The organism is Solibacillus merdavium, assembly GCF_014836935.1.
GTDB lineage: Bacteria > Bacillota > Bacilli > Bacillales_A > Planococcaceae > Solibacillus > Solibacillus ferritrahens.
The window spans coordinates 103,999-129,272 of record NZ_JACSPW010000010.1 but is presented as its reverse complement, the minus strand read 5'-3'; the positions used below and the strand labels follow the sequence as shown (position 1 = coordinate 129,272).

The 25,274-nt window shown below is 36.4% G+C and carries 24 protein-coding genes; 5 read left to right on the top strand and 19 right to left on the bottom strand.

Features of this window, described 5'->3' with window-relative positions; translation table 11 throughout:
* Positions 1 to 287: 287 nt before the first annotated feature.
* The 4 genes from H9632_RS11975 to H9632_RS11960 all read right to left on the bottom strand — a co-directional run bounded on the left by H9632_RS11975 (position 288) and on the right by H9632_RS11960 (position 4,376).
* On the bottom strand, positions 288 to 980 hold the full coding sequence (locus tag H9632_RS11975; RefSeq protein WP_191704311.1) for an alpha/beta hydrolase: 693 nt from the start codon (positions 978 to 980) through the stop codon (positions 288 to 290).
* A gap of 92 nt (positions 981 to 1,072) precedes the next feature.
* Positions 1,073 to 2,443 (bottom strand): UDP-N-acetylmuramoyl-tripeptide--D-alanyl-D-alanine ligase, encoded by a 1,371-nt coding sequence (locus H9632_RS11970; RefSeq protein ID WP_191704310.1) that lies wholly within the window; start codon positions 2,441 to 2,443, stop codon positions 1,073 to 1,075.
* 12 nt (positions 2,444 to 2,455) lie between these two features.
* Positions 2,456 to 3,529, bottom strand: a complete 1,074-nt coding sequence (locus tag H9632_RS11965) for a D-alanine--D-alanine ligase (protein WP_191704309.1) — start codon at positions 3,527 to 3,529, stop codon at positions 2,456 to 2,458.
* A gap of 97 nt (positions 3,530 to 3,626) precedes the next feature.
* Positions 3,627 to 4,376, bottom strand: a complete 750-nt coding sequence (locus tag H9632_RS11960) for a hypothetical protein (protein WP_191704308.1) — start codon at positions 4,374 to 4,376, stop codon at positions 3,627 to 3,629.
* 286 nt (positions 4,377 to 4,662) lie between these two features.
* On the opposite strand from H9632_RS11960, the gene H9632_RS11955 reads away from it, so the two are divergent.
* A complete protein-coding gene (locus tag H9632_RS11955; protein ID WP_191704307.1) occupies positions 4,663 to 5,853 on the top strand; it encodes an FtsW/RodA/SpoVE family cell cycle protein in 1,191 nt (396 codons plus the stop codon).
* Between the two features lie 84 nt (positions 5,854 to 5,937).
* Here H9632_RS11955 and H9632_RS11950 read toward each other — a convergent pair whose 3' ends face one another.
* Positions 5,938 to 6,075 carry an Lmo0850 family protein gene (locus H9632_RS11950; protein WP_191704306.1) on the bottom strand — a complete coding sequence of 46 codons (138 nt, stop codon included), beginning with the start codon at positions 6,073 to 6,075 and terminating at the stop codon, positions 5,938 to 5,940.
* A gap of 399 nt (positions 6,076 to 6,474) precedes the next feature.
* Here H9632_RS11950 and H9632_RS11945 point away from each other — a divergent pair, with 399 nt between their 5' ends.
* Both H9632_RS11945 and cls read left to right on the top strand, forming a co-directional pair.
* Positions 6,475 to 7,275 (top strand): YwqG family protein, encoded by an 801-nt coding sequence (locus H9632_RS11945; RefSeq protein ID WP_191704305.1) that lies wholly within the window; start codon positions 6,475 to 6,477, stop codon positions 7,273 to 7,275.
* A 94-nt stretch (positions 7,276 to 7,369) separates the two neighbouring features.
* Entirely contained in the window at positions 7,370 to 8,836 is a 1,467-nt protein-coding gene (gene cls, locus H9632_RS11940; RefSeq protein WP_404829025.1) for a cardiolipin synthase, read from the top strand.
* A 38-nt stretch (positions 8,837 to 8,874) separates the two neighbouring features.
* Here the strand turns inward: cls and H9632_RS11935 are convergent, their stop codons facing one another.
* The 3 genes from H9632_RS11935 to H9632_RS11925 form a co-directional block, all read right to left on the bottom strand.
* Entirely contained in the window at positions 8,875 to 9,759 is an 885-nt protein-coding gene (locus tag H9632_RS11935) for a M15 family metallopeptidase (RefSeq protein WP_191704304.1), read from the bottom strand.
* 25 nt (positions 9,760 to 9,784) lie between these two features.
* Complete coding sequence (locus H9632_RS11930; protein ID WP_191704303.1) at positions 9,785 to 10,039, bottom strand: hypothetical protein; 255 nt, start codon at positions 10,037 to 10,039, stop codon at positions 9,785 to 9,787.
* Between the two features lie 283 nt (positions 10,040 to 10,322).
* Positions 10,323 to 11,117 (bottom strand): helix-turn-helix transcriptional regulator, encoded by a 795-nt coding sequence (locus H9632_RS11925; protein ID WP_191704302.1) that lies wholly within the window; start codon positions 11,115 to 11,117, stop codon positions 10,323 to 10,325.
* 552 nt (positions 11,118 to 11,669) lie between these two features.
* Here H9632_RS11925 and H9632_RS11920 point away from each other — a divergent pair.
* Both H9632_RS11920 and H9632_RS11915 read left to right on the top strand, forming a co-directional pair.
* Positions 11,670 to 12,320, top strand: a complete 651-nt coding sequence (locus tag H9632_RS11920; RefSeq protein WP_191704301.1) for a LytTR family DNA-binding domain-containing protein — start codon at positions 11,670 to 11,672, stop codon at positions 12,318 to 12,320.
* A 343-nt stretch (positions 12,321 to 12,663) separates the two neighbouring features.
* Positions 12,664 to 14,184: a succinate CoA transferase gene (locus H9632_RS11915; protein ID WP_191704300.1), complete on the top strand. Its 1,521-nt coding sequence runs from the start codon at positions 12,664 to 12,666 to the stop codon at positions 14,182 to 14,184.
* Positions 14,185 to 14,269: 85 nt separating this feature from the next.
* Here H9632_RS11915 and H9632_RS11910 read toward each other — a convergent pair whose 3' ends face one another.
* From H9632_RS11910 to murB, 11 genes are all read right to left on the bottom strand, one after another.
* Positions 14,270 to 14,674, bottom strand: a complete 405-nt coding sequence (locus tag H9632_RS11910) for a 3-oxoacyl-ACP reductase (RefSeq protein WP_191704299.1) — start codon at positions 14,672 to 14,674, stop codon at positions 14,270 to 14,272.
* Positions 14,675 to 15,008: 334 nt separating this feature from the next.
* Positions 15,009 to 15,290 carry a GNAT family N-acetyltransferase gene (locus H9632_RS11905; RefSeq protein WP_191704298.1) on the bottom strand — a complete coding sequence of 94 codons (282 nt, stop codon included), beginning with the start codon at positions 15,288 to 15,290 and terminating at the stop codon, positions 15,009 to 15,011.
* A gap of 93 nt (positions 15,291 to 15,383) precedes the next feature.
* Positions 15,384 to 16,304: a DUF1002 domain-containing protein gene (locus tag H9632_RS11900; RefSeq protein WP_191704297.1), complete on the bottom strand. Its 921-nt coding sequence runs from the start codon at positions 16,302 to 16,304 to the stop codon at positions 15,384 to 15,386.
* A 140-nt stretch (positions 16,305 to 16,444) separates the two neighbouring features.
* Positions 16,445 to 17,308 carry a CvfB family protein gene (locus H9632_RS11895; protein WP_191704296.1) on the bottom strand — a complete coding sequence of 288 codons (864 nt, stop codon included), beginning with the start codon at positions 17,306 to 17,308 and terminating at the stop codon, positions 16,445 to 16,447.
* A gap of 26 nt (positions 17,309 to 17,334) precedes the next feature.
* Positions 17,335 to 17,754 (bottom strand): transcriptional regulator MntR, encoded by a 420-nt coding sequence (gene mntR / locus H9632_RS11890; protein WP_191704295.1) that lies wholly within the window; start codon positions 17,752 to 17,754, stop codon positions 17,335 to 17,337.
* A 198-nt stretch (positions 17,755 to 17,952) separates the two neighbouring features.
* Complete coding sequence (locus H9632_RS11885) at positions 17,953 to 18,234, bottom strand: late competence development ComFB family protein (protein ID WP_191704294.1); 282 nt, start codon at positions 18,232 to 18,234, stop codon at positions 17,953 to 17,955.
* 120 nt (positions 18,235 to 18,354) lie between these two features.
* On the bottom strand, positions 18,355 to 20,469 hold the full coding sequence (locus H9632_RS11880; RefSeq protein WP_191704293.1) for a heavy metal translocating P-type ATPase: 2,115 nt from the start codon (positions 20,467 to 20,469) through the stop codon (positions 18,355 to 18,357).
* A 5-nt stretch (positions 20,470 to 20,474) separates the two neighbouring features.
* On the bottom strand, positions 20,475 to 20,816 hold the full coding sequence (locus H9632_RS11875; RefSeq protein ID WP_225223815.1) for an ArsR/SmtB family transcription factor: 342 nt from the start codon (positions 20,814 to 20,816) through the stop codon (positions 20,475 to 20,477).
* A 123-nt stretch (positions 20,817 to 20,939) separates the two neighbouring features.
* Complete coding sequence (locus H9632_RS11870) at positions 20,940 to 23,351, bottom strand: penicillin acylase family protein (protein ID WP_191704292.1); 2,412 nt, start codon at positions 23,349 to 23,351, stop codon at positions 20,940 to 20,942.
* Between the two features lie 80 nt (positions 23,352 to 23,431).
* Positions 23,432 to 24,190 carry an exodeoxyribonuclease III gene (locus tag H9632_RS11865; protein ID WP_191704291.1) on the bottom strand — a complete coding sequence of 253 codons (759 nt, stop codon included), beginning with the start codon at positions 24,188 to 24,190 and terminating at the stop codon, positions 23,432 to 23,434.
* 167 nt (positions 24,191 to 24,357) lie between these two features.
* Entirely contained in the window at positions 24,358 to 25,269 is a 912-nt protein-coding gene (gene murB / locus H9632_RS11860; RefSeq protein WP_191704328.1) for a UDP-N-acetylmuramate dehydrogenase, read from the bottom strand.
* Between the last annotated feature and the right edge of the window lie 5 nt (positions 25,270 to 25,274).

Here is a 25,274-nt window from a genome sequence, read left to right as displayed (position 1 = left end):
TTGTATGTGGAACGTTTCCGTTACTTAAAAATTCTCTCTGCTTCACGTGCAGAGTCTCTTATATGAAAAGGAAAGCCCGGTCATTGCCGAGCGGTTCAATTCTACCGTTGATATTTGTTCTTGCTTGTTTAAAAAAAATAGAATAAAACCGTTTATCAAAAAAAAGTACTCTTCATCAAAAAGTCTGAAGAGTCTTCGCACAAAATGTATCCATTGCTCTTATTAGTCTAACATGGGTTGTAACGGTATGCAATGATAATGCTTGTATCGAATAGTCTGACATTTATTCATCTTATAAATTTGAACACTGCATCAAACCATTCTTCACAATCATCACTATAGCAAATATGATGCTTTCCACAATCTGAAATATACATTTGCTTCTGCTGTGAATGAATTTTATTGTATAAAATCTGTGCCGTCGTATTCGGTACGATGCCGTCAAGCCTTCCCTGAACAATAAAGGTTGGGCATTGAATATTTTTAATATAAGGTTCCGTCTTTTTAACGACTTTCATAAATTCAACCGTCGCCGATAGTGGGACATTTTTAAACTTATCTTTATAGCGTGCAAACAATTCATTTTCTTCCAACTTTTTATAAACCATATCTTGAGCAATTGCTCGAATATCTTTCACTAACTGGGTTGGATCTAAATACTTTACCGCAGCACTTAATAACACTAATTTTTTTACTGGATAACGGATTGATAAATACATGGCAATAACTCCGCCCATTGAAAAACCAACAACAATCACATCATCTACTTGCTTTTGTAGCTGGCGATAAGCAATTTCCGCTTCCATCATCCAATGCTCCGCCTTATAACCTCTCATCGTTAAATGTTCTGCATCCCCGTGACCTGAAAATGTAGGAACACTTATAACCCAATCTGTACGTTGTTCTATATAATGCACAAAAGGTTCTACTTCATACGGTCCACCTGAAAATCCATGTAAAAAAAGTACGCCTGTAATCATCAATTCACCCACTTTTATTGATGTTCTTATAAATATAATAAGTGACTCTCGCTGAAGAAAAAAGTTTCTGCACTAAAAAAAACGAGTTAGCTCTATGCCAACTCGTTTGATTGAATAATTTTTTCTAATTGCATACCTCGTGAGCCTTTTACTAAAATAATGGAATCACTCGTCGCGTTTAATTTTATTTTATTTATAATTGGATTATAGTCTTGTTCAGAATATACTAAGTGATTCGCATCAAATTTAGCCTTCAGCTTTTCATATAGCCATTTCATGCGTGGGCCATATAGGCAGACATAGCTAATTTTATGATGGTCGATATGTGCGAATATTTCTTCATGCATCGACTGCTCATCATTCCCTAACTCCAGCATATCTCCAAGGACAAGCCACTTTTCTTTCCGAATCGTCGTTTGCTCAATAAAATGAATTGCTGCGTGCATCGATGTCGGGGCAGCATTGTATGCGTCATTAATAAATAACAGCTCTCCTACTGAAATAAGCTGCATACGCATATCTGTCAATACTACTTGCTTTAATGCCTCGCGAATTTGCTCATCCGTTAACCCTAAAGCTTTACTTACGAGCATCGTATTTAATGTATTCTTTACTTGATGTTCACCTAAGACAGATATAAAGAAGTCTCCATTAATGACGCCTTCAACATGAAAGCTGCTGCCTTGTGCTGTCGCTACAATATTCGACGCCACTAAGTCTTGTTTTCCGGTAAAACCGAACGACTGAGTTTTTAAATTCGGAGTTTTGGCAACAAGACTTTGCAATAATGGCTCATCTCCATCAAAGAAAAGTAAACCTTCCTCATTTAAACCTTTTACTATTTCAAATTTCGCATTTGCAATACCTTCACGCGACCCTAAATCTTGCATATGGGCTTCGCCGATATTTGTAATAATGACATAGTGAGGGCGTGCTAGCTTAGTTAAAAATTCAATCTCACCGAAGCCACTCATCCCCATTTCCAAAACGGAAATCTCTGTATCTTCATCTAGCTGTAATATTGTAATCGGTAAACCTAATTGGTTATTAAAATTACCAATTGTCTTTTGCACTTTAAAATACGGAGAAAGGGTACCCGCTAAAATGTCTTTGGAGGATGTTTTCCCGTTTGAGCCGGTAATCCCGATAAACGTCGCTTTATGCTCATTGCGATAACATTCCGCCATTTTCTGCAGTGCCTGTTCCGGATCATCTACAAATATCAACGGCAGATGCTCCGGTGGATTAGGTTCGTCTTTCATCCACAATGACGCTGCGGCTCCTTTTTCAAAGGCCTGATCCACAAAGCGATGCCCATTTACTGCCTCACCGCGAAAAGGAATAAATAAATCGCCTTCAGTGATTGTGCGTGTATCAATGGAAATACCTGTGACAACCGTTTCAGGAAATGATTGATTTTCTATAGTTAGCCATGTTGCGAGCTGCTGTAATTTTTTTTTCACTTTTTATCCCACTCAATCTCTATTGTATTGAAGCTGTTGTTTTTCAGTATGGCGCTCTAATGCTAAGTTAATAAGTTCTTTAACTAGTTGAGGATATGGTACATCTGTATGCTGCCATAACAAAGGATACATACTTACCGGTGTAAAGCCTGGCATCGTATTCACTTCGTTAATGAAAATGTCATTGTTATCCGTTACGAAGAAATCCGCTCTGACTAAACCTGCTCCATCAATCGCTTTAAACGCTCTTTTCGCCATATCCACTAAGTCTGTATAGACATTTGCTTGTAACTCGGCCGGAATAATCAACGCTGTAGAGCCGTCTTTATATTTTGAATCATAATCATAAAACTCTGTCATAGGCTTAATCTCACCCGCTACAGAAACGTTCGGAGTATCATTCCCTAAAACGGCAAGCTCAATTTCGCGTGCCTTAATACCTTGTTCAATGACAATTTTTCGATCATATTGCAATGCGAACTGAACCGCTTTTTCCAACTCTTCTGCATTGGTAGCTTTACTAATTCCAACGCTAGATCCAAGGTTAGCCGGTTTTACAAACATAGGATAGCCGAGAGTTTTTTCGCATTTTTTTATCCATGCTGCCTTTTCTCGTTCCCATTCACTACGAATAAAAAATTCATATGGTACTTGGGGTAAATTTGCCATTTCAAATAACTGTTTCATTACCACTTTATCCATACCTGCTGCAGAACCAAGTACACTATTTCCTACATACGGAATATTCAAAACTTCCAAAAGGCCCTGCACAGTCCCATCTTCGCCATTCGTTCCGTGCAATAATGGGAAAACTACATCGAATGGATTTTCCATATGGGTATTTATAAATTGCGTTATATTATTTTCAGACTGCTCTGAAGTCGTTGTAAATTGTAATTGTTCAATTGTTTGAGCGGGTTCAGTTAATTGAGGTCCAACACGCCATTCACCCTTTAATGTAATAAAAATCGGAAAGACGTCAAACTCATTAAAATCTACCGCTTGCGTTACTGCCTTTGCAGTAGAAAGTGATACTTCATGCTCGGCAGACTTACCACCATATAATAAACCGATTCTTTTTTTCATTCTTTTGTCCTCCATTTTTACTAACGTTATTTTATCACGAATCCGTCGTACGCTGAAGTCGGATAAAAAACACTCACTGCCTGGTTCGCTGTGAGTGTTAACTAATTTGTATTAATTCATCATAGCCTTGTTTTAATATTTCATCTAAATCATCCCAAACTTCATCCGGATAATCATAGTCACTTAACACTCGAACTTCAATTGCATAATGGGCATTTGGCTTATCTAATTTATATAACGAAAGTAATGCACCCTCTTTTGCAAATGATCTATATAATCTTAATGTGGAAGGATCAATTGTAGGGGAATTATTTTTGCTCTTTCTTCTCCAAAAACTTCCTCCTCCTTCTTTTTCTCTTATCATTTGATTAAATAAATTCGATATGAGTATTTCAGAGTCGCCAATGAAACGGTAATATACTTTTGTCATTTTGTCTGCCACAGATGAATAATAAGCGTAACGATTTTGAAGCTTACTAAAAAAGGGTGATGCTAATGGTTCACGCTTATGACTTAAATAGAGAAGCTCCGCCTGTTCCAGCGGCGTCAATGCATTGACATTTTTCTCTGCCGCGAAATCTACCCAGCATATATCCTGCTTTAAGTCGCTTTCTCTTTTCAAAAAATCCCGCATATCTTCATTAGTAACAAAATCAAATTGTGTATGCATGTTAAAAGAGCCATTGTCATAGGCGTGCCTTAATAGCAAAACATTCTTTACTGGTTCTACTGAAGTCATAAATCCCCTCAGTGTAAGCCCACTATAAATAACAAAATTTTCTACATCGTTCATATGGACATATAAATGATGCATAAAATCTTCAGCAGACTTCATTTTTTTTGCCACAGCTTGCACGCCCCTTTAACATGAATAATATGATTATTATATGACTTCTTATTCAAATATGAAACATTTTCTCATATGTTTCGTCGAACTTTTAAATTGGAGTTACTAAAGTAATTTTTCAAAGAATATGATAAAGTTAATAAAGCTTAAAATATTGCTATATTTTATGCAAGATACTTTCCGGAATTGGTAATTTATTTAACCCGTTCTCATATTAAATGCCTTCAATTTGTTGGTATCTTCTAACCCCTAGATGGGTTAAATTTAATAACTTAAGGTGAAAAGAATGGATACAAACAATTATAATTTTAATAAGCGCTTCGACTGGCCGCTTACAACTATCCTATTCATATTTTTTGGTGTAAGCTTACTGGCTATTGCGTCTGCGCAAACTTCCGGTCAATACGTAACAAACTTTGTCCCTCGACAAATACTTAACTATGCAATCTTTGCCTTTATAGTCGCATTTGTCATGTACTTTGATCCGGATCAATACAAAAAACTGGCATGGCCATTATACGGTTTTGGACTCTTACTATTAATTGCAGTGGTTGCAATTCCAACATCGACTGGTATTACCGTCGAGCGAAATGGTGCTCAAAGTTGGTTTGAAACACCAATCGGAAGCATTCAACCCGCTGAGTTCATGAAAACATTTTTCATTTTAGCTACTGCTTATTTAATAAGTAAGCATAACGAAAGATACCAAATCAAAACGATCAAATCGGATTTCATGTTACTCGGTAAAATTGCAGCAACACTTATTGTGCCTCTTTCCTTAATTATGTTGCAGCCTGACTTAGGTTCAGGATTAGTATTTTTCGCGATTACCGCAGCACTTGTTATTGTGGGAGGAGTAACTTGGAAGATTATTCTACCTCTTTTCGGTGGTGCTGCTGTTATAGGGGGTTCCCTATTATGGATGGCACTTTACATGCAGGATTTCCTTGAAAAAGCTTTTGGATTCCAGCCATATCAATTTGCACGTATTTATTCTTGGTTGGATCCGTATTCATATGCAACTTCAGACGGCTATCATTTAATTACCTCACTAAATGCAATCGGTTCTGGAGAAATTTTCGGAAAAGGATTTATGGCACGTGAAGTATATGTTGCAGAAAACCATACAGACTTTATTTTCGCAGTAATTGGTGAAGAATGGGGCTTTGTTGGTGCGAGTGCTGTTATTTGCTTATACTTTTTGTTAATTTACCATTTAACGAAAATGACGCTGTTACTTAAAGATCCATTTTGTACTTATGTATGTGCAGGTATTATTGCCATGATTACGTTCCATGTATTTGAAAACATCGGGATGACGATACAACTATTACCTATCACAGGGATTCCATTACCTTTCATTAGTTACGGAGGAAGTTCAATGATGGGGAACGCTCTTGCAATCGGACTCGTGTACAGTATGAAATTTCATTACCGCACATATATGTTTACTACAAATGATCCCGACAATGAATAAAATGAAAGGACCCGTTTTAAAGGGTCCTCTACTACTTAGAAATTCAGGTAGGATGAAGATAACTTTCATCCTACCTGAATTTCTTTAATTTTGTGGTTGTGGAGTTTGTGTTGGTGGTGTTAAAACTTTTAAAAGCTCAAGACGAGATTTCGTAACTGTCGCCGTAACACCTATTTTTGATAAGTTTGTAACAATACGCTTTAAATCAATCTCTTTCGCCATTTGATTACACCTCAAACTTTCCTATTCTAATATATATAACGATTTTATGTTTTAAAAGTTTCAATTTTCAAAGGTCAGACCTTCTACTTCTCTATGGTATCATGGAAAAGCTTATTTTTATTTTTCAGTTTCGTTACAAAAGTTAAATATAGTTAAACTTAACCTTTTCGCAAATTAAATAAACCCCCTTAACTGATTTTTTGTGAAAATTTACTCGTTTACAAGGGAATTTATTTATTTTTAACAAATGTTTATTATATACATATTAAAAACAAATTGTATTTAAATTTTAGGCATGTTTAGCAAATTTTACAAGTGGAAATAGTGTTATTATCACGAACAATTTTGGAGTAATATTGACTATTTCGAATAGAATTACTTCAAAAGGAGGGACATCAAATGGCACATTTAGATAAGAATATATTTATCCCTAAGGAGTTAATTAATTTCCATACGAGTTTAAGTCACTCTGCTGAACAGGTAGCCATATTAAAACCAGTAATGCAGCCGGCGTTTTTACATGAGAGTAAATTTGCAGGGCTACCGTTTTTAACACATGAAATGGAGCATCCAAAAGATAGACAGAATCGATATATGCTTTTTTTGGCACAACTAAATTTCTCGGAAATAAAGCTAGGTCACCCATTTCCTAAGGATGGTATTTTACAATTTTATATTGCTCAACAATGTTATGAGAAAGTAAAATTCCATTCGGATTATTGTCATTTTAAAGTTCAATATATCCCTGATATTGGGCACTATAATCAATTTATTCATGATTTCACCTATTTAGAATACGTAGACTTAAATAATTTTCCAATTCAACATGAAATGAAGCTTCTCCCTACTACTCAGTTTGAACCCGTATCAGCCATGGATTATCGGCTACATAATTATTTCAACCCTGAAATGATGAATGCATCTATTACATTGGATGACCGTTCATTCGAAGATGTTTATTTAGAAAGTTATTTAGCAGCTGAACATAAAATCGGAGGCTACCCTTATTTTATTCACCAGGATTTCCGAAAAACCTCTATGTATTTGCAGCATTATGATACATTATTGCTACAAATCGTTTCTAACGATGAACAAAATATAATGTGGGGAGATAGCGGGATTATTAGCTTCTTTATCAACTCGGAAAAATTAGCGCAATGTGATTTCTCGGATATATACTTCCATGTGGAGGAATATTAAGAAAATTAAGATACACTCGCTCTTATAGAATTGTCGAGTGTTTCTTTTTTTGTTTAGCCTTCATACGATATAATGAAGGAGAGAAGGAAAGTAGGTGAACTTTTTGAACGCTATTATTCAAGGCTATTTTTTATTTCCTATTATAATGTTTTTAAATATTATTTTTGCTTTAACCGTTATCTTTCTAGAGCGCAAAAAGCCTTCATCCACTTGGGCATGGTTACTTGTTCTTTTTTTCCTCCCGTTTGTTGGATTTTTTCTCTATTTATTATTGGGAAGACAATTGAGGAAAAAGCACTTATTCCGGTGGGATGGAAGAAAAGATATTGGAATTGAACAACTAATCTATTATCAAATTGAAACAATAGAAAATAATGAGTTGGAGCTGCGCACAGAACATATAAGAAATTATACCCGCCTTATGTATATGAATTTAAAAACAAGTAATGCCGTTTTAACCCAAGATAATGATATTAAGATTTTCGAAGATGGCAGTGACAAGTTCGAGTCACTTATCAGTGATATAAACCACGCAAAAAATCATATCCACATTCAATATTATATTTTTAAATTGGATAATTTAGGGCAAAGAATTATAAATGCGTTAATAAAAAAGGCAAAGCAAGGTGTACAGGTACGGGTTCTATTTGATGAGATGGGCTCCCGTGGCACTCGCAAACGTCATTTTAAAGAGCTGATTGAAGCTGGCGGGGAAGTAGAAGTGTTTTTCCCATCTATCCTCCCTTTAATTAATCCTCGATTAAACTTCCGAAATCATCGTAAAATCGCTGTTATAGATGGTCGAATTGGCTATATAGGTGGGTTTAACGTAGGGGACGAATATTTAGGGCTATCCGATCGATTCGGATACTGGCGGGATACCCATCTGCGTATTGAAGGAAGTGCTGTCCATCCATTACAGACACGGTTCATTTTGGATTGGAATCAGGCGAGTGCCAAAAAAGATCTTATCTATGCAGAGCGTTATTTTCCCATTATTCCGCAAAAAGGAACGGCCGCCCTTCAAATTATTTCAAGCGGACCTGATACAGAATGGGAAGTAATCAAAAATAATTACTTGCATTTAATAGCAAATGCAAAAAAATACGTGTACATACAGTCCCCGTATTTCATTCCAGATGAATCATTTTTTGATGCCATCCGTATCGCAGCTCTCTCAGGTATTGATGTACGCATCATGATTCCAAATAAGCCGGACCACATGTTTGTCTACTGGGCAACTTATTCATATGTAGGCCCACTTGTTGAAGCAGGCGCCAAAGTATATCATTATGAAAAAGGCTTTATTCATGCCAAAACGATTGTCGTTGATGATGAGATTGCTTCTGTCGGAACAGCCAATATTGATGTACGAAGTTTTAGTTTAAACTTTGAAGTTAACGCACTTATCTATGACCGCGCATTGGCCCACAGCCTTGCAGAAATATTTGAAAGTGACATAATGGATTGCTCCGAGCTTACATTGGAGCTTTATAAAAACCGGTCGAACTACACTAAATTCAGAGAATCGATATCACGGTTGTTATCACCAATCTTATAAAAAATGGGATGTGCTTATGAACAGCACACCCCATTTTTTTAATTTATCCCTAAATATTCTTCCAATGTAACTCCTGCTTCATAAACCTTTGTTGCTAAATCGCCCTCTAAATAACGGAAATGCCAAGATTCATGCATAAAGCCGGTAATTTGCTCCTTACCTTTAGGGTAACGCAATATAAATCCGAATTTATGAGAATTTTGAGCTAACCATTGCCCTGCTTTTGTTTCACCGAAAGCATTCGTCAACCATAAATCCTCTTGACCCTTTTCGCCAATATCAAAGGCTAAGCCTGTTTGGTGTTCGGAATACCCCGGTCTTGCACTGTATCGGTCAGCAGCATCTTTACCGTCTCTTTTTACATAACGATCATATAATGTCTTTTGGTACTCATAAGAACGGAAGCCACTAAATGCAACTAGCTCTATTCCTTCTCCCTTAGCAGCTTCAGCCATTTTGTCAAATGCTGAGCGCGCCTTGGAATCCTCACCTTTATTATATGATGCTGGAAGAGGTATTTTTTTATTTACTATTAAAACCCCTTTTACATAAGTAGGGTCTGTTGCAGGTTCTTGTCCTACAATATAGCCATTTTCAAGTATTACTTCTTCTTTAGTGTCTGTTGAAGGTGTTTCCGACTTATCTCCATTCGGTTCTTCTTTTTGCTCACCTGGCAAAGAAAGAGGTTTTTCCTCCTGTGGCTTTATACCAGAGTTATCGTTACCTTCCAGTTGTGAAGGATTAGATGTGTTATCTGGTTCAGTTTTTTCCTCCTGCTCCGATGGGACGACAGGTTCCTCGAGCGTGCTTGACTGAGCGGTATTATATTTATAATAAATAGTGCCTAAAATCGCAATCAATAATATGATGGATATGGAAAAAATCAATACGATAGGGCTCTTTCTTTTTGCTTTTTGGTTCATTAAAGTTCGCCTTCTTCTTCTAATGTTATCCGTTGAGAATTACTAATAATACGACAATCGTTAAAACCGCAAACAAAGTAGACATATTACGCATCCATTTTGCTTCTTTTTCATGACCTTTTTCTTTAAATGTCCTTGCACGGAAAAAATTCGTAAACGTAAACATAATTGTCATTGATAAAATCGCTGCTTCCATATTTTGTTTTACTATAAAAAACAATGCAGATAAACTTGCTCCTGCTACTAATACGAGCGATATTGCTTTTTCATACTTTTTCATGTTTCTCTCCTTAAACTATGATTGCAAATTCACTATTCAATTAAGGCAACCTATTTTTTAATCTCTAGTTAGTATAAAACTAGTTTGATTGAGAATCAATTTTGAAAATCTTAATCATTTGTTTCATTTTAACAAAAGAAAAACTCTACATGTAACACTATATACCATGCAGAGTTTTGAAATATTTTTCTTTTTTTTCTGAAATTTATTATTAAAACCTTCCTGTCAAAAACATGATTTTTTGAATAAGTTGATTATAATTTTACGTTGTAAATTTAAAACATCATACATTTTCATATACGATTTCAGCCATTTCAAAGCGGAAAAATTCATGATGCAACTCATCACGGAAATGTTTCGGTGTTACACCAGTATATTTCTTAAATATTCTTGTGAAGTAGCTTTGATTACAAAAATGGAATTGTTCAGAAATTGATGTAATGCTCTTATTTGTATGGCGCAAATAATATTGAGATTCTTCTACTCGACGAACATTTAAATATTCCACCAATGTTATACCAACATGCTCACGGAATATTCGAGATAGATGACTCGTACTAATATGGAAGTTTGCTGCAATACTTTCAACTGTAAGATCATTTTCGAGCTCATCATTTATGTACATAATCACTTTGTTTACTGTCTGGTGACGGAATGTTGGCTGTTTACGATCAGCGATAAAGTATACATAAAATTCTACTAAATCATCCGCAAATTGTAGAAACTCGGCATCTTTCATTTTGTTTTCTACCATATCCGCACATGCTAAGTTAAAGGCAAATGCTTTTTTAGATGGAACTTGGTTGTCCAACAGCTTACGTGCCACAATTGAAGATAAAGTAACAAAATATGAACGTACTACTTTTATCACTTGTTTTCCAAAGCGTGCAGATAAAATGTCTATTATTTCATGTAGTGTCTTTTTCGCCTTTGTTGCTTCTAAATGATAAATTTCAAAAATTAATCGAGATTCCAACACAAAAAAATCCTCAATACCTGCGTATTGATTAATATTGTCAATCTCCTGAAAGTAGCGCTTTGAAATTGTTTCCGAAATCGAATACTGATGTAGTTGCATAAATTACCCCATCTTTCTTCAGAATAGACATTCTGTTTCTTAACTTAGAAAGACAACTCAAATACAAAAAGTACGTGATATTGTCCTTACATTGCAGATAGAGATGCCTACCGCTCCATCCAATCTGCTAAAATTTCTTTAATAAATTTTACAAATTATTATGTGAAGTAATTATTTATACGTATTAGAGTTTAATTAACTATAATATATTTCGTATATAATTGTGCATTTATTAGTAACTATAGTGAATATTAACATATTCTAACTTTTTCTTTCAACCTAATTTTAACATTCAGTATAGTTCTAAATGATTATGATACTTCCCTTTTTTAGAAATAGTATCCGTAAATGAATTTATATTACTAGTAAATCAAACCTTTTTTAGATTATAAATGGAATACATTTAGCCAATAAATATTTCCAATAAAATTCACTTTACTTTTATGTAAAAACTAATTATTTATAAAAAAAATCTTCTTAACCTTAATCTCTTTTAATATGTAGCAAAATAGTTCATAATTGTATAAAATGCTTATAAAGAGGTGTTATAAAGTGGAACCAAAACAAATAGAAGAAATTATGGAAGTCATTAAAGAATTTTTCCCTGAAAATACTTCCATTGCTATTTCAGATACGAATGAGTACATTTACTACCAACCAAGCAAAAAAGTAGATTTAAAAATTAAGCCAGGTGACCCAATTAAAGAAGGTTCAGCAGCTTACAAAGCATTAACGTATGGTCAGAAGATTAATTCTTACATTGAATCGGATGTATTCGGGGTTCCTTATTACGGAATGAGCATTCCCCTCATCGAAGAAGGTGAAACAAAAGGTGCCATTACGGCCATTTTCCCTCAAAAGCCCTCACCGTTCTTAACAAATTATATTACAGTGAAAATTGATGATTGTTGGTACCCAATTAAACATAATCAGGTTATCTATTTGGAAACTCAATTACGTAAAACTTTTGTTAAAACGATGCAACGCGAAGGCTACCACCGTTTGAATCTAAGTGACTTGGAGCTGTTCTTGGCACCTGATTCATTTATTCGATGCCACCGTTCATATATCGTGAACATCGATTATATTGAAGAAATCCAACCCGATTCACATTCTACTTTCTTATTAATTATGAAAGACGGCACACGCATTCCCGTTAGCCAACGCTATGCCAGCTACTTCCGCCGCTCTTTAGGATTCTAAACGAAATTTACTAAGCGACTTGTTTATAACAAGTCGCTTTTATCTTTTTTTAAACTGATTGCTTTCCCCTTTTCAAGCACTTTTTTATATTAATTGTAAAAATCTGCTCATTACCAACACAAATAAATTAACCTTAAAAGCGAATTTATCTACTTTAAACTTTATAGTTCTCGAATAATCGTCTTTTAAGCGCTTTTATGCTATGTGTGAAGTTATTGTGACAATTTGGTGATATTATTAACGTAAATGCCAGTTTAGTACCTGGTTAAAAAAACAGAAAATTCTAATATTATTTTCTGATTAATCAAACGATTAAAAAACTTTTTTAGGGGAGGATTTTTAAATGGATCCACGAGTTGAGAAACGTTTAGGTTTAAAAGGGTTAGCAGATAAAATTGTAACAGCTGAACAAGCAGCTGCTTTAATCGAAAACGGTACAGTAGTAGGGATGTCCGGATTCACACGTGCAGGGGATGCTAAAGTAGTACCAATGGCTTTAGTTGAGCGCGCTAAAAATGAAAAAATTAAAATTGATGTATATACAGGGGCTTCATTAGGTCCTGAAGTTGATAACCATTTAGCTGCTGCTGGTGTTATTAACAAACGCGGTCCTTTCCAGGGAGATGCAGTAATGCGCGGTTTAATTAACAAAGGCGAAATTTCTTATGTAGACGCTCACCTTTCTCATAATGCTGAGTTAGTGCGCCAAGGAATTATCGGCCCTATCAAGCACTTAATTTTAGAAGCTGTAGCTATTACAGAAGATGGATTAATTATTCCATCAAACTCTGTAGGTAACTCGCCAATTTTTGCTGAGTATGCTGAGAACATTATTATCGAATTAAATATCTCACATCCAGAAGCATTAATCGGTATTCACGATATTTACGTTCCAGGTGAACAAGGTAAGCGTGATGCTATTCCAATGACAAATGCTGAGCAACGTATTGGTGAAATTGGTATTCGCGTAGATTTAGACAAAATTCAAGCAATCGTTATTTCTGAAGAGCCAGACGCTCCTTCATTAATCGTTCCTCCAGATGAGGAAACTCAAAACATGGCAAACATCTTATTAGACTTCTTCCGCGATGAAATCAAAGCTGGTCGTTTAACAAATGAATTAATGCCATTACAATCTGGTGTAGGTTCTGTAGCTAATGCTGTACTTGACGGTTTTGCTGATTCAGAATTCGAAAACTTAGTAGTAGCTTCTGAAGTATTACAAGACGCTGTATTCAACTTAATTGACGCTGGTAAAGTTCGCTTTGCAGCTGCAACATCAATTACACTTACTGAAGAATTACAGAAAAAAGTATACGGCAACTTAGAAAAGTATGCTGATAAAATTTGCTTACGTCCACAGGAAATTTCTAACCACCCAGAGCTTATCCGTCGTTTGGGCTTAATCTCAATCAACACTGCTCTTGAGTTGGACATCTATGGTAACGTAAACTCTACACACGTTTCAGGTACAAAAATGATGAATGGTATCGGCGGTTCTGGTGACTTCGCACGTAACGCTCGTCTTGGTATCTTCGTAACGAAATCATATGCAAAAGGCGGCGCGATTTCTTCAATCGTACCGATGGTTTCTCACGTAGACCACACTGAGCATGATGTAGACGTAATCGTAACTGAACAAGGTATCGCGGACTTACGCGGACTTGCTCCACAAGAGCGTGTTAAGTTAATCATCGAAAACTGTGCACACCCAGATTTCAAAGATCAATTATGGGATTACTACAACCGCGCTTACGAAGCTACAGGCGGCGCGCAAACTCCTCACATTTTAGAGGAAGCTCTTTCTTGGCACGTAAACCTTGCTAAAAATAAAACAATGAAAAAAGAAGTAGCTAAATCTTAATTTCATGCACACATATAGGGTTTGTCTGAAAGTCTTTATGACTATTCAGACAAACCCTTTTTTTGTTGCTATAGTTTTTAATTATTTATTTAGAACGTTTATCCTGCTCTTCATTGTAATAATCCGTTGTTGTTTGAGCGCCTTCTTCAACCATTTGGTTACCTTCTAAAGTATGATCGGCAACATCTCCGGCTGTCATTGCAACTTCTTCCAACGTTTCTTCCTCATAGTCATCTTTTCCGACAGAGGCAGACTTAGCAATATTCGTATTCAGATCTTTCGTAATTGGAGAATGGGCCGCATCGTTACCGGTTACTTTTTCTTGGGCTTTCTGCATTAAACCTTGCATGCCACCCTTTTCATCTACTTTACCTTTTGCTTTATTTAAATAATCCATTGCTTTATCACGGTTTTCTTTCTTACTTAAGAAAGACGCTGCTCCAGCTATTAAACCCGCCATTACAACACCTTTACCTTTTAATTTAGCCATAATATTACCTCCAATATCATTTGATTTTGTTTTCCATTCATATTACTAATATACCCTGTGAATTTCTTTTAAAACCTTAACTATTTAGGATTAAAAAATCCAAAAAACGGATATTAATAAGTAATAAAGCAAAATAAAGGGGTGTTGACTATGATCCAAAAAAAGGAAATTACATACAAAGGCACTGAAATGCTCACTCTTCTTGGCGTCTCTGGAGTCATTACTTTTATAATTTCACTTTTTGTCGGCTTTTAATCAAAAATTAATTTTATTTAATATGTATAAAGAAAAACACGATTCCCCACCACAGTGGGAATTCGTGTTTTTGCATTTTTTATACTTTTACATCATCATATGCATCACTATTATCAAATGAAGATACGACATATGAGCAAAGGGCTTTCATCTTATAATTATTTTCTCGGGCATAGTTTGCCGCTTCATCCAAAAGTTTTTTAGCTACCCCTTGACCGCGCAACTCATTTGATACATACGTATGATCCATAACCATGACCCCATCGCGTAACACCCAAGTAATCTCCGCTAGACGTTCCCCGTTCACTTCATATTCAAAAGCTCCATTGTTATTTCCGTGGTCTTTGTACGTAAATTCCATCATTTCCCCTCCTTTACTATTCACAATAATATATCATAGTTTGAATTTTCTTGAAAAATAAAAGCACCCAATCATGAGCGCTTTTAAATAGTACTATTCTTTCTTAAACCAAGATGAAATCGTATCGATTAAATTAGTGAAAAAGTTTTTGACACCTTGCCAGAATCCTTCATCTTCTAAAATACCGCCGAAAGTTTCATCAAATTTTGCAGTTAAATCTGAAAGCTGCGAAGATAGTTTACTAAAATCAATATTTAGATTACTGATACGGTCCATTAAATCCACTAATAATTGACGGTCTTTCTCACTTAAATTAATTTGCAGCTTATCCAATTGTTCTTCAACAATTTGTTGAACTTCCTCTTTGGTAGCCGGCTTGTTTTCAGCAATCTCTTTTTTAATTTGTGTTAATAGCTCTGCTACCTGTTCATCTGTAACACCTGCTGACTCGGCAAGTGAAGTGGCAACTGACAATTCATCATTAGCAACATCTGTACGTTCAATATCCAATGTTTCGCCTGTTTTTACTTCATAAGCTTTATAAATTCCCACTAACGCAGAGTGACCTGTTACTGGTTTTGGTGCTGCAATTTCTACAATCGCGTCTTCAATACCTGCAGTTAACATTGCGCTTGCATACATTTCTGATGTTACTTGTGTAATATCATTTGGAGTAACTATGCTAATTGTCAATCCTTTCCCTGCATCTTGACGCGTAATTTTAGCAGATGAGAACATGCGGGAACTAGGGTTGCTGTCTTTTATATATTTAGCTAAATCTTGTCCTGATATGGTAATTTCATCAACTTCTGTTTCTTGAGAGACACGCAAAGCAGTTTTTACAATCTCTTTTTCACTCTCGGATAAATTCGATCCATAAACTACGATTGGCACCCCTAATTTTTCATTGATTGGATTTTTTTGATCAGTTGTTGCTGCAGACGCATTCAATGGTAATACTACCGAGATTAATAGTGCAAACGTCGCAACTAATGCAATCCATTTTTGTTTCATTATTAAATCCCCCTTTTTAAATGTATATTCCCATTTTCACCTAATCTTGTCCTAATTTCATATACATTCTCTATTAATACGAATAAAAAAAGTAAAAGGTTGCAAAATTTATCTCACCTTTTACTTTTCAAAGAACGTATTTAATCTCTGACGATTTCCGTCCAGCCATCTTTTTGTGTAATTTTACGTGCTTTCATTAATGTACCAAGTGCACGTTTAAACGAGCCTTTACTCATTTTGAACATTTCCGTAATTTCTTCCGGTGTTGACTTATCTCCGAACGGCATTTTACCACCGATGCTTTCTAAATAAGCGAAGATTTTTTCTGCATCTTCTCCTAAGCGTTCATGCTTTCGAGGTAAAAATGATCCGTTTAGTGATCCATCTTCCTTCACATCAATAATTCGTACCTGTACATCTTGTCCTAAGCGAGGTTCAGCTTTCATTTCTGACTCATGTACGAATATACGATAAGGTTTTTCAACACCCAGTAAAAATGACCCTACTGGTAATAGACGATATGGGCGAGCTGTAATGTTTTTATTGAACAGCTCTGCTTCAGCACCCTCATACATGTCATTTACCTTTTCTTCTGTAACTAAACGACCAAACAAATCACCGTTGCGATCTGTACGCAATGTCATGTACAAATGGTCGCCTGACTCCGGCCATACTTCGGAAATAGCTGGTAAATCTTCTGCACGGACTAAAACTTCACGAGATGTGCCAATATCGCAAAATGCACCTTCTTTTGTAACTTTTAAAACGCGTGCCCAACCATAATCTGCTTCTGTAATATGGGGAATTGCTGTTGTCGCTTGAAGATCTCCACGTCTGTCCGCATATAAGAAAACCTTTACTATATCCCCAATCGCTACCGTCTCTATTACATCAGAAGCGTTTAATGGGATTTCTAAATCACCGTTAGTTAATACATATCGTGATCCTTGTTCCTCTAATACAGTTAATTCCACTACTTGTCCTGATTTAATTAATTGATTCATGATATTCTCCTTTTTCTCGTCAATCATTACATATTATGATTTGATTTCATTTCTTCTAGCTTCCTTGTCATGTCCGGCTCTTCTTCTAAAAGCTGTACTAAATCGGCAATACGATCAATCGAATTCCAACTTAAATGATGTTCGATACCTTCGACATCTTCATAAATATGTTCTTCATTTACCCCAATTAAACGCAAGAATTGTTCCAGCAAGTCATGTCGTTGAACAAGTCGCTTTCCTAATTTTTGCCCTTTTGGCGTCAATGTTAAGCCTCTATATTTCTCATACAGTAAATATCCATCTTTATCTAATTTCTGCACCATTTTCGTAACGGAGGAAGGTAGAACAGATAAAGCTTCTGCGATATCGGACACACGAGCATACCCTTTATTTTCTATCAATAAATAAATTTGTTCAATGTGGTCCTCCATGCTAGGTGTTGGCATAACTGTTCCCTCTCTTTCAATTGCTCCTTTAAGTTTACTACAATTTCATACAAAAAGTTAACTGAAAACAGTGAACGTTAAAAAAGGGTTATTCGAATTAGTTTGTCCCTAATTGAATACCCTCTTATTTTAAATCTATGTTAAAGGTTGCCATACAGCTACATAATTTATACATATCATTGATTTTCCCCCAAGGAATTATGGATGACTTGGGTATCGATTGACGAGATGAAGTGCACGGATAATTTGTTTGTTGATTTCTTCAATACTTTCAGGTGTGTTCATTTGGTTGAATGCAGCATCTCTGGATTCTTCTGAAGCGACATATCGAGCAGGTAAAGAATTCAATGCTATGGCAGCTACATCCATTTCACATTGTTTGCAGTGACAAAATGTCTGGTATTCCACGCCATGCAACAAAAAACTTACAATTCCTCTTACAATCTCTTCTGTAACATTTACTAATTTTATATTTGACATTTTGATATTTAGACCTTCCGCCTCTTTTCAGTAATATAACTTTAATAATATAACTTTAATAAAAATAACTCAAGAGCTAGTTCCTTTGACTCTTATCTTTACTCTATATACCTTTTTAGTCTAATTAATTTTCAGTAAGCGTAATGCATTTAAAATAACTAGCAATGTCGCACCCATATCAGCAAAGATTGCAATCCATAAGGTCAACCACCCAGGTATAATAAGTAAAAGCGCAAGAAGTTTCAATCCGAGTGCGAACGTAATATTTTGTTTAATTATTTTCATTGCTTTTTTACTCAACTTCATCGTATACGGTAGTTTTGTAAGGTCATCTGCCATAAAAACAATTTGGGCTGTCTCAAGTGCTGCGTCAGTTCCTGCTCCTCCCATTGCTATCCCGATATTAGCTGATGCTAAGGCAGGCGCGTCATTTACCCCATCTCCAACCATTGCGACGAAATGATATTGTTGTTGCAAGTCCTTCATTGCCTGTAACTTGGACTGCGGCAAAAGGTTTGCTCTTACGTCATCGATCTGAAGTTGCCCTGCAATTTTTTCTGCTGTTAATGATTCATCACCTGTCAGCATTACAGTATGCTGAATATCATTTTCGTGCAGTGCTGCAATGACTTCTTTACTTTCCGGTCTAAGTTGATCGGCAATCGATAAAACACCTAAAATGCGTTTCTCATTTGCAGCTACGATTACCGAATGACCGCTTGATGCATGCTGTTCAACTTTTTGTAATAAGTACTTGGAAATAGGCACAATTGATTGAATCCATTTCACACTTCCTACATAAATTACTTCACCATTTACCGATGCATAGGCACCTTTTCCTGTCACTGACTGAAAATCAACAGCATCGGGAATAAGAATCTTTTTATCAAAAGCTTTCGCTAAAATTGCTCGGGCTAAAGGATGCTGTGATTTTTTTTCGACAGCGGCTACTTTTGCGAGTAATATATCCGTATTTTTATCATCTTCCATTTCAATTGCCATTACCTCTGGTTGACCTTTTGTTAAAGTTCCAGTTTTATCAAAAGCAACTGCTTTAATGCGGGCCAATTCCTCTAAATAAACCCCACCCTTAATTAATACACCGTTGCGAGCGGCATTACCAATTGCTGTGACGATAGCAACAGGTGTTGAAATTACAAGCGCACACGGACACCCTACAACCAAGACTGCCAAACCTTGATAAACCCAATGTAGCCAATCGCCCGTTATGATGCTCGGTACAATCGTTACTAATAATGCAACAACTATAATTGCTGGCGTATAATATTTTGCAAACCGGTCAACAAACTTTTGTGATGGTGCTTTTTCAGCCTGTGCTTCTTCAACTAAATGAATAATCTTAGCAATCGTTGTATCTTCTACCCGTTTGGTCACTTTTACCTCTAAGGCACCTGCTTCATTTATTGTCCCCGCAAATACTGCATCCCCAATCTGTTTGGCAATAGGGATTGGTTCACCTGTAATCGCTGCTTGATTGACGGTGGAAGTACCAGTAACTACGACACCATCCATAGCAATTTTCTGTCCTGGTTTAACAATTAAAATATCCCCAACTTGAATCATATCAGTTGGGACTTCTCTTTCATCAGAGTGCCCATCATGCGCTTGCCTAATAGTCGCTGTATCTGGCGCCAAATCGATTAATTGGGAAATGGATTGGCGGGCTTTATTCATCGAATATGCTTCCAAAGCTTCACTTACCGCAAAGAGAAATACGACAATTGCAGCCTCTTGCCATTCGCCTATAATGGCCGCTCCGATTATCGCAATTGTTATTAATGTCTTCATATCGAATTCCAAATGGAATAAGTTCTTTATCCCCGTTAGGAAAGTAGCATAGCCTCCTACAACGATGGCGACCGCATAAAGACTATTTACGATAATGTGTCCCTCCTGAAATATGTAACTGCAAAGGATTCCAACTAATACAAATAATAATGAAAATGCAGCAAGTTTATTTTCTCGACGCTTATAAAACGGTATCGTTTCTACCATTAATCGCTCATTTGCGCGGACAACTTTAATTCCATCAAAAGCTCCTGCAGCTTCTAGTTGATCAATTGTTACTTCACCTGTTACCGTTAGCTTGGCTGCACCGAAATTCAAAAGTACATCTTCAACCGAATCAATTCCCCTTAAGTTTCGCTCAAATTTTGCAGCACAGTTTGCACAGGACAAATTTTCCAAGCGATACTGTTCTGTTTTTGTCACCATGCGATTCACTCCTTTGAATGTTCATAAGCAATCATGACAATTTGATGCACATGGTCATCTGCTAACGAATAATATACTAATTTCCCTACACGTGTAGACTTTGCCAAACCATGCTCTTTTAAATAACGTAAGTGGTGGGAAGCTGTTGCTGTACTCATACCGATGATTGCTGCTACATCACATACACAAAGTCGCTTTTCTATTGTCAATGCAAATGTAATTTTCAGACGGGTTTCATCTGCAAGTGCCTTTAAAAATTTTGCTAACCTGGAAAGATCGGGCATTTGCTCTTTTACAGCTTCCAATGCTTCCTCATTTACCTTTGTTACATCACAAGTATCCTTCAATTTCCGCACCTCATTCAAATATTGGTTTGAATGTATTATAGCTTATGCACTTTTTACATTCAAATGATTGTTTGAATGTAAAAAAAAACCTCCCTTTAATAAAAGGAAGGTTTTTCACTCTTGTTATTCGGCTTTCAAAATCAACTCGTATCTCGTATTAATAGTGCCATCGATATTAGTTTTGTGATAACGACCATATACCCAATTTGATACTTGATTGTCATACCATTTCGACTTCATATGCCCGCTTTGACCAGGACCAACAATATGATGCGCTGTAGATAAATTATTTAAATCAGCTACAAAGCGCCAAGATGCACCATGCTTCACATTTCCGTTTCCGTCTTCTGAAGCAGCCTGAACTGTTACACTCGAACCGCCTACTGCCAGCCTTTCTGGATTTACGTAATCTGCTAAGAAGTCAGATGCACTTGCTAATGGATGGCTGAAAGTTAATTTATTGTAACTTCCCCATTTCCATTTTGAAACTGCTGTACCAAATTTACCTTCAATTTTCGTTACAGCATCTTCAAATGCAGTATAAACGAATTGATCTAAGCCGCCTTCTTCTGTAATCCATACCCCTGGATTGCCGGCATATGCATCACGAAGCATTTGATCGGTAATCTGAGATTTTCCTGGCATTAATTTGAAGACATCTTCTGGCATCGCATCTTTAAATAAGGCATTTTCCATATTTTCAATTAGGAAGTGATATACGAGCGGTGCACCCTGCTCTTTATCATCATAATACTCCCACTCTTCCAATAGTGTAATAACCTTTTTATATTTGCCCTCTGTATCCTGCGCTTTAATCGTTTCCAGTAGGCTTGGTAAAAACTCTGCGGCATGCAAGTTTTTCTTATCCATTTGCATCCCTTTCATTTCCGCAGCTGTTAGCTTTAATAATTCTCCCGTCTCGTCGTTATAAACAGGTGTTTCAATCATTTCCACAATACGTTCATAACGATATGGCTGTGCCCAAAGGTTGGAAATATGATATGGATATTCTTCGCCTACTATTTGATTGTTTGCTGTCGCAATATAACCTTCTTCTGGATTAATGACAGTCGGTAACTCATCAAATGGAATATAGCTTTCCCAACCGTATTCAGAAGAATTCCCTGGTACCGGTAATGCCCCTGTACCTTGTTTACGAATCGGCACTAAACCATTGGCTTTATAGGCAATCGTACCGTCTGTTGAAGCAAATACAAAGTTTTGTGCGGGTGCTTTGAAGTCTTCTAATGCAACTTCAAACTCCTCCCAATTTGTTGCTTTATTGAAGCCTAATACTGCTTTTAATTCCTGTGTGGATTGAAGCGCTGTCCACTGCATTGAAAACTGCTCTTTAACTTCTGTTTCCTTTAGCATTATGTTTGAAATGATTGGACCATGACGTGTTTCCACTACTTCGAAGTCAATCGTTTTACCGTCTTTTACTTTTATAGGTTCTTCTCGAACAGTTGCATCTTCCCATTTACCATCATATTCAAATTGATATGGATTTTCCGGGTTTGGAGTTTCGATATATAGATCCTGTACATCAGGATTTACATTCGTAACTCCCCATGCAATTTGTTCGTTATGTCCTAAAATAATGCCTGGAATTCCCGCAAAAATAACACCGCTCACATTTTGTTCAGGGGATTTTAAGTGCATTTGATACCAAACAGATGGCGTACCTAAGCCTAGATGTGGGTCATCCGCAAGTAGCGGTTTCCCTGATTTCGTAAACTTCCCGCCAATTACCCAGTTGTTACTTCCGTTAAATTCCTGAGGTAAATAATCTGTTGTAAAGGCAGTCGTAATATCCGTTTCTATATTTAAATTTGCCTCAATAATTGACTTTGCATTTTCCGGGTATTCTACAAATAATTCTTTAGCCTGCTCTTCTGTATAATTTTGTAACGCCCATGAACGGAATGCTTGTTGATTCCAGTTCCCACCAAGGTCGTATGCCATATATTTTCCTATTACCAATGAATCAATTGGTGTCCAGGCTTCTGGTGTATAACCAAGCAGCTTAAATTCATAGGTAAGCTTGCTAGTCCCTTTTACTTCATCAATAAAAGCATTTACACCTTCTGTATACCATTCTAAAATTTGCTTAGATCCCGCATCATAATCTTCCCATGAATTTTCTGCTGCATGACGCAAGCTGAATGTACGGAAAAATTTATCGGTATTAACTGCAGATGCACCAACAACTTCCGCTAAAGTACCGCTTGCCTGACGACGAGCTAAATCCATTTGGAATAAACGATCCTGCGCTTGGACATAGCCCTGAGCGCGATAAAGATCTGCATCTGACTTCGCCTCAATATGAGGAACCCCTACACCATCCCTCGTAACTTCTACATCTTCATCTAAAATCGTAACAATCTTCTCACCTTCAATTAAAGGCTTCGAGTTAGATACGTATAAATGTAACCCAGCAACTGCTGAACCGCCCAGAACAATTAAAATCCCAATTGTCCAAATGACAATGTTAACAATTTTGCGCCCTTTTGCCTTTGTCGCCTGTTGTGCCATTAAATCCACCTCTTTATCTTGTATTTTGCAAAGTGTGATTTCTGCTTTACAAAAAATAGTTTTCTATAATTCTCTTTATCTTACACTGTTTTTAATTTTAATACGATAGGGCAATGATCGCTACCTAAAACTTGAAAATGTATGGACGCTTCTTCAATTTGTTCAACGAGGCGGTTCGAAATAATAAAGTAATCAATTCGCCATCCAATATTTCGCTCACGCACTTTTGACATATAGCTCCACCACGTATAATGATCCGTTTCATTCGGGTGGAAATGGCGGAATGTATCTGTAAATCCACTGTCAAGTAAGTCGGTCATTTTACCTCGCTCTTCATATGTAAATCCGGAATTGCCAATATTGGATTTGACGTTTTTTATATCAAGCTCGCCGTGTGCAACATTTAAATCCCCACAATAAATGACGGGCTTTTTTGCATCAAGTTCCCTTAAATAATTCGCCATACGGTCTTCCCAAAGGAGACGTTCTATTAAGCGTGTTAAATCACGTTTTGCGTTCGGTGTGTAAGTATTTACTAAATAAAAATTCTCGTATTCTAATGTAATAATACGCCCCTCATCAGGTGCAATTTCATTTTCAATACCATAAAATACCGCCAATGGTTTATGTTTCGTAAATACTGCTGTACCTGCATACCCCTTTTTTACTGCTGAATGCCAATACTGATAATATCCTTTCAATTGAAGGTCAATTTGTCCTTCCTGACATTTAGTTTCTTGAATACAGAAAAAGTCAGCTTGCATTTCATGAAAATAATCTAAAAAGCCTTTATTAACACATGCGCGTATACCATTTACATTCCACGAAATGAATTTCATCTTTTGTGCTCCCCCTATGTTATATGCTGATTTATAATTGATACCATTTCTGCCAATATGATTAGTAAGGAAATGTTTTAGTAAAAACACATCTTATCGCTTTCTTATCCACAAAAAGATAACCCGTGCCGAATTAGCACGAGTTGAAGTCTTTTTATCTACCAAGATTAATCCTCACCGACGATTTTTACTTCCATCTCTAAATCGATATCGAACTTATCCTTCACGACACGCTGTACCATTTGAATTGTTTCAATATAGTCTTTAGCTGTTGCATTGTTTTTATTTACGATAAATCCGGCATGCTTTGTAGAAACCTCTGCGCCGCCGATGCCTTTCCCCTGCAATTCACTATCCTGAATTAATTTACCTGCGAAGTAACCGGGTGGACGTTTAAATACACTGCCTGCTGACGGGTATTCAAGAGGCTGTTTTGATTCACGCTGAAATGTTAGGTCTGCAATTTTATCATCGATTTCTTGTTGATCGCCTTGCGCTAATTCAAATGTAGCAGACAATACATAATAACCTTTTTTAGCAATAATGCTTTTGCGGTAGGAAAGCTCCAGCTGCTCATTGTTCAATACAATCCGCTCACCTTCAGGCGTTAAAATCGTACAGGCTATAACAACGTCTTTAATTTCTCCACCATATGCTCCGGCGTTCATAGCCATTGCACCACCAATTGATCCTGGTATTCCACATGCAAATTCGAAACCTGTTAAGCTTTTCGCTGCTACTTGCTTTGATACTTCCTTAATTAAAGCTCCACTTTGAGCATAGACAATATTGCCCTCAATACGAATTTCATCCAATAAGGCAAAGTGAAGGACGATTCCGCGGACACCGCCATCACGTACAACCATGTTAGAGCCATTCCCCAGCATCAACAGGGGCACATTATTTTCAGATGCATACTTTACAACAGCTGCTGCTTGTTCTTCAGTTTCTGGTAGCACGAGAATATCTGCCTTACCTCCAAGTTTTGTCATCGTATATTTTTTTAACGTTTCATTTGTTTTTATATTATTTGAAGGTATCCACTGTAATAAATCATTTTCCCATTGTTGAATTGTCATAAAAG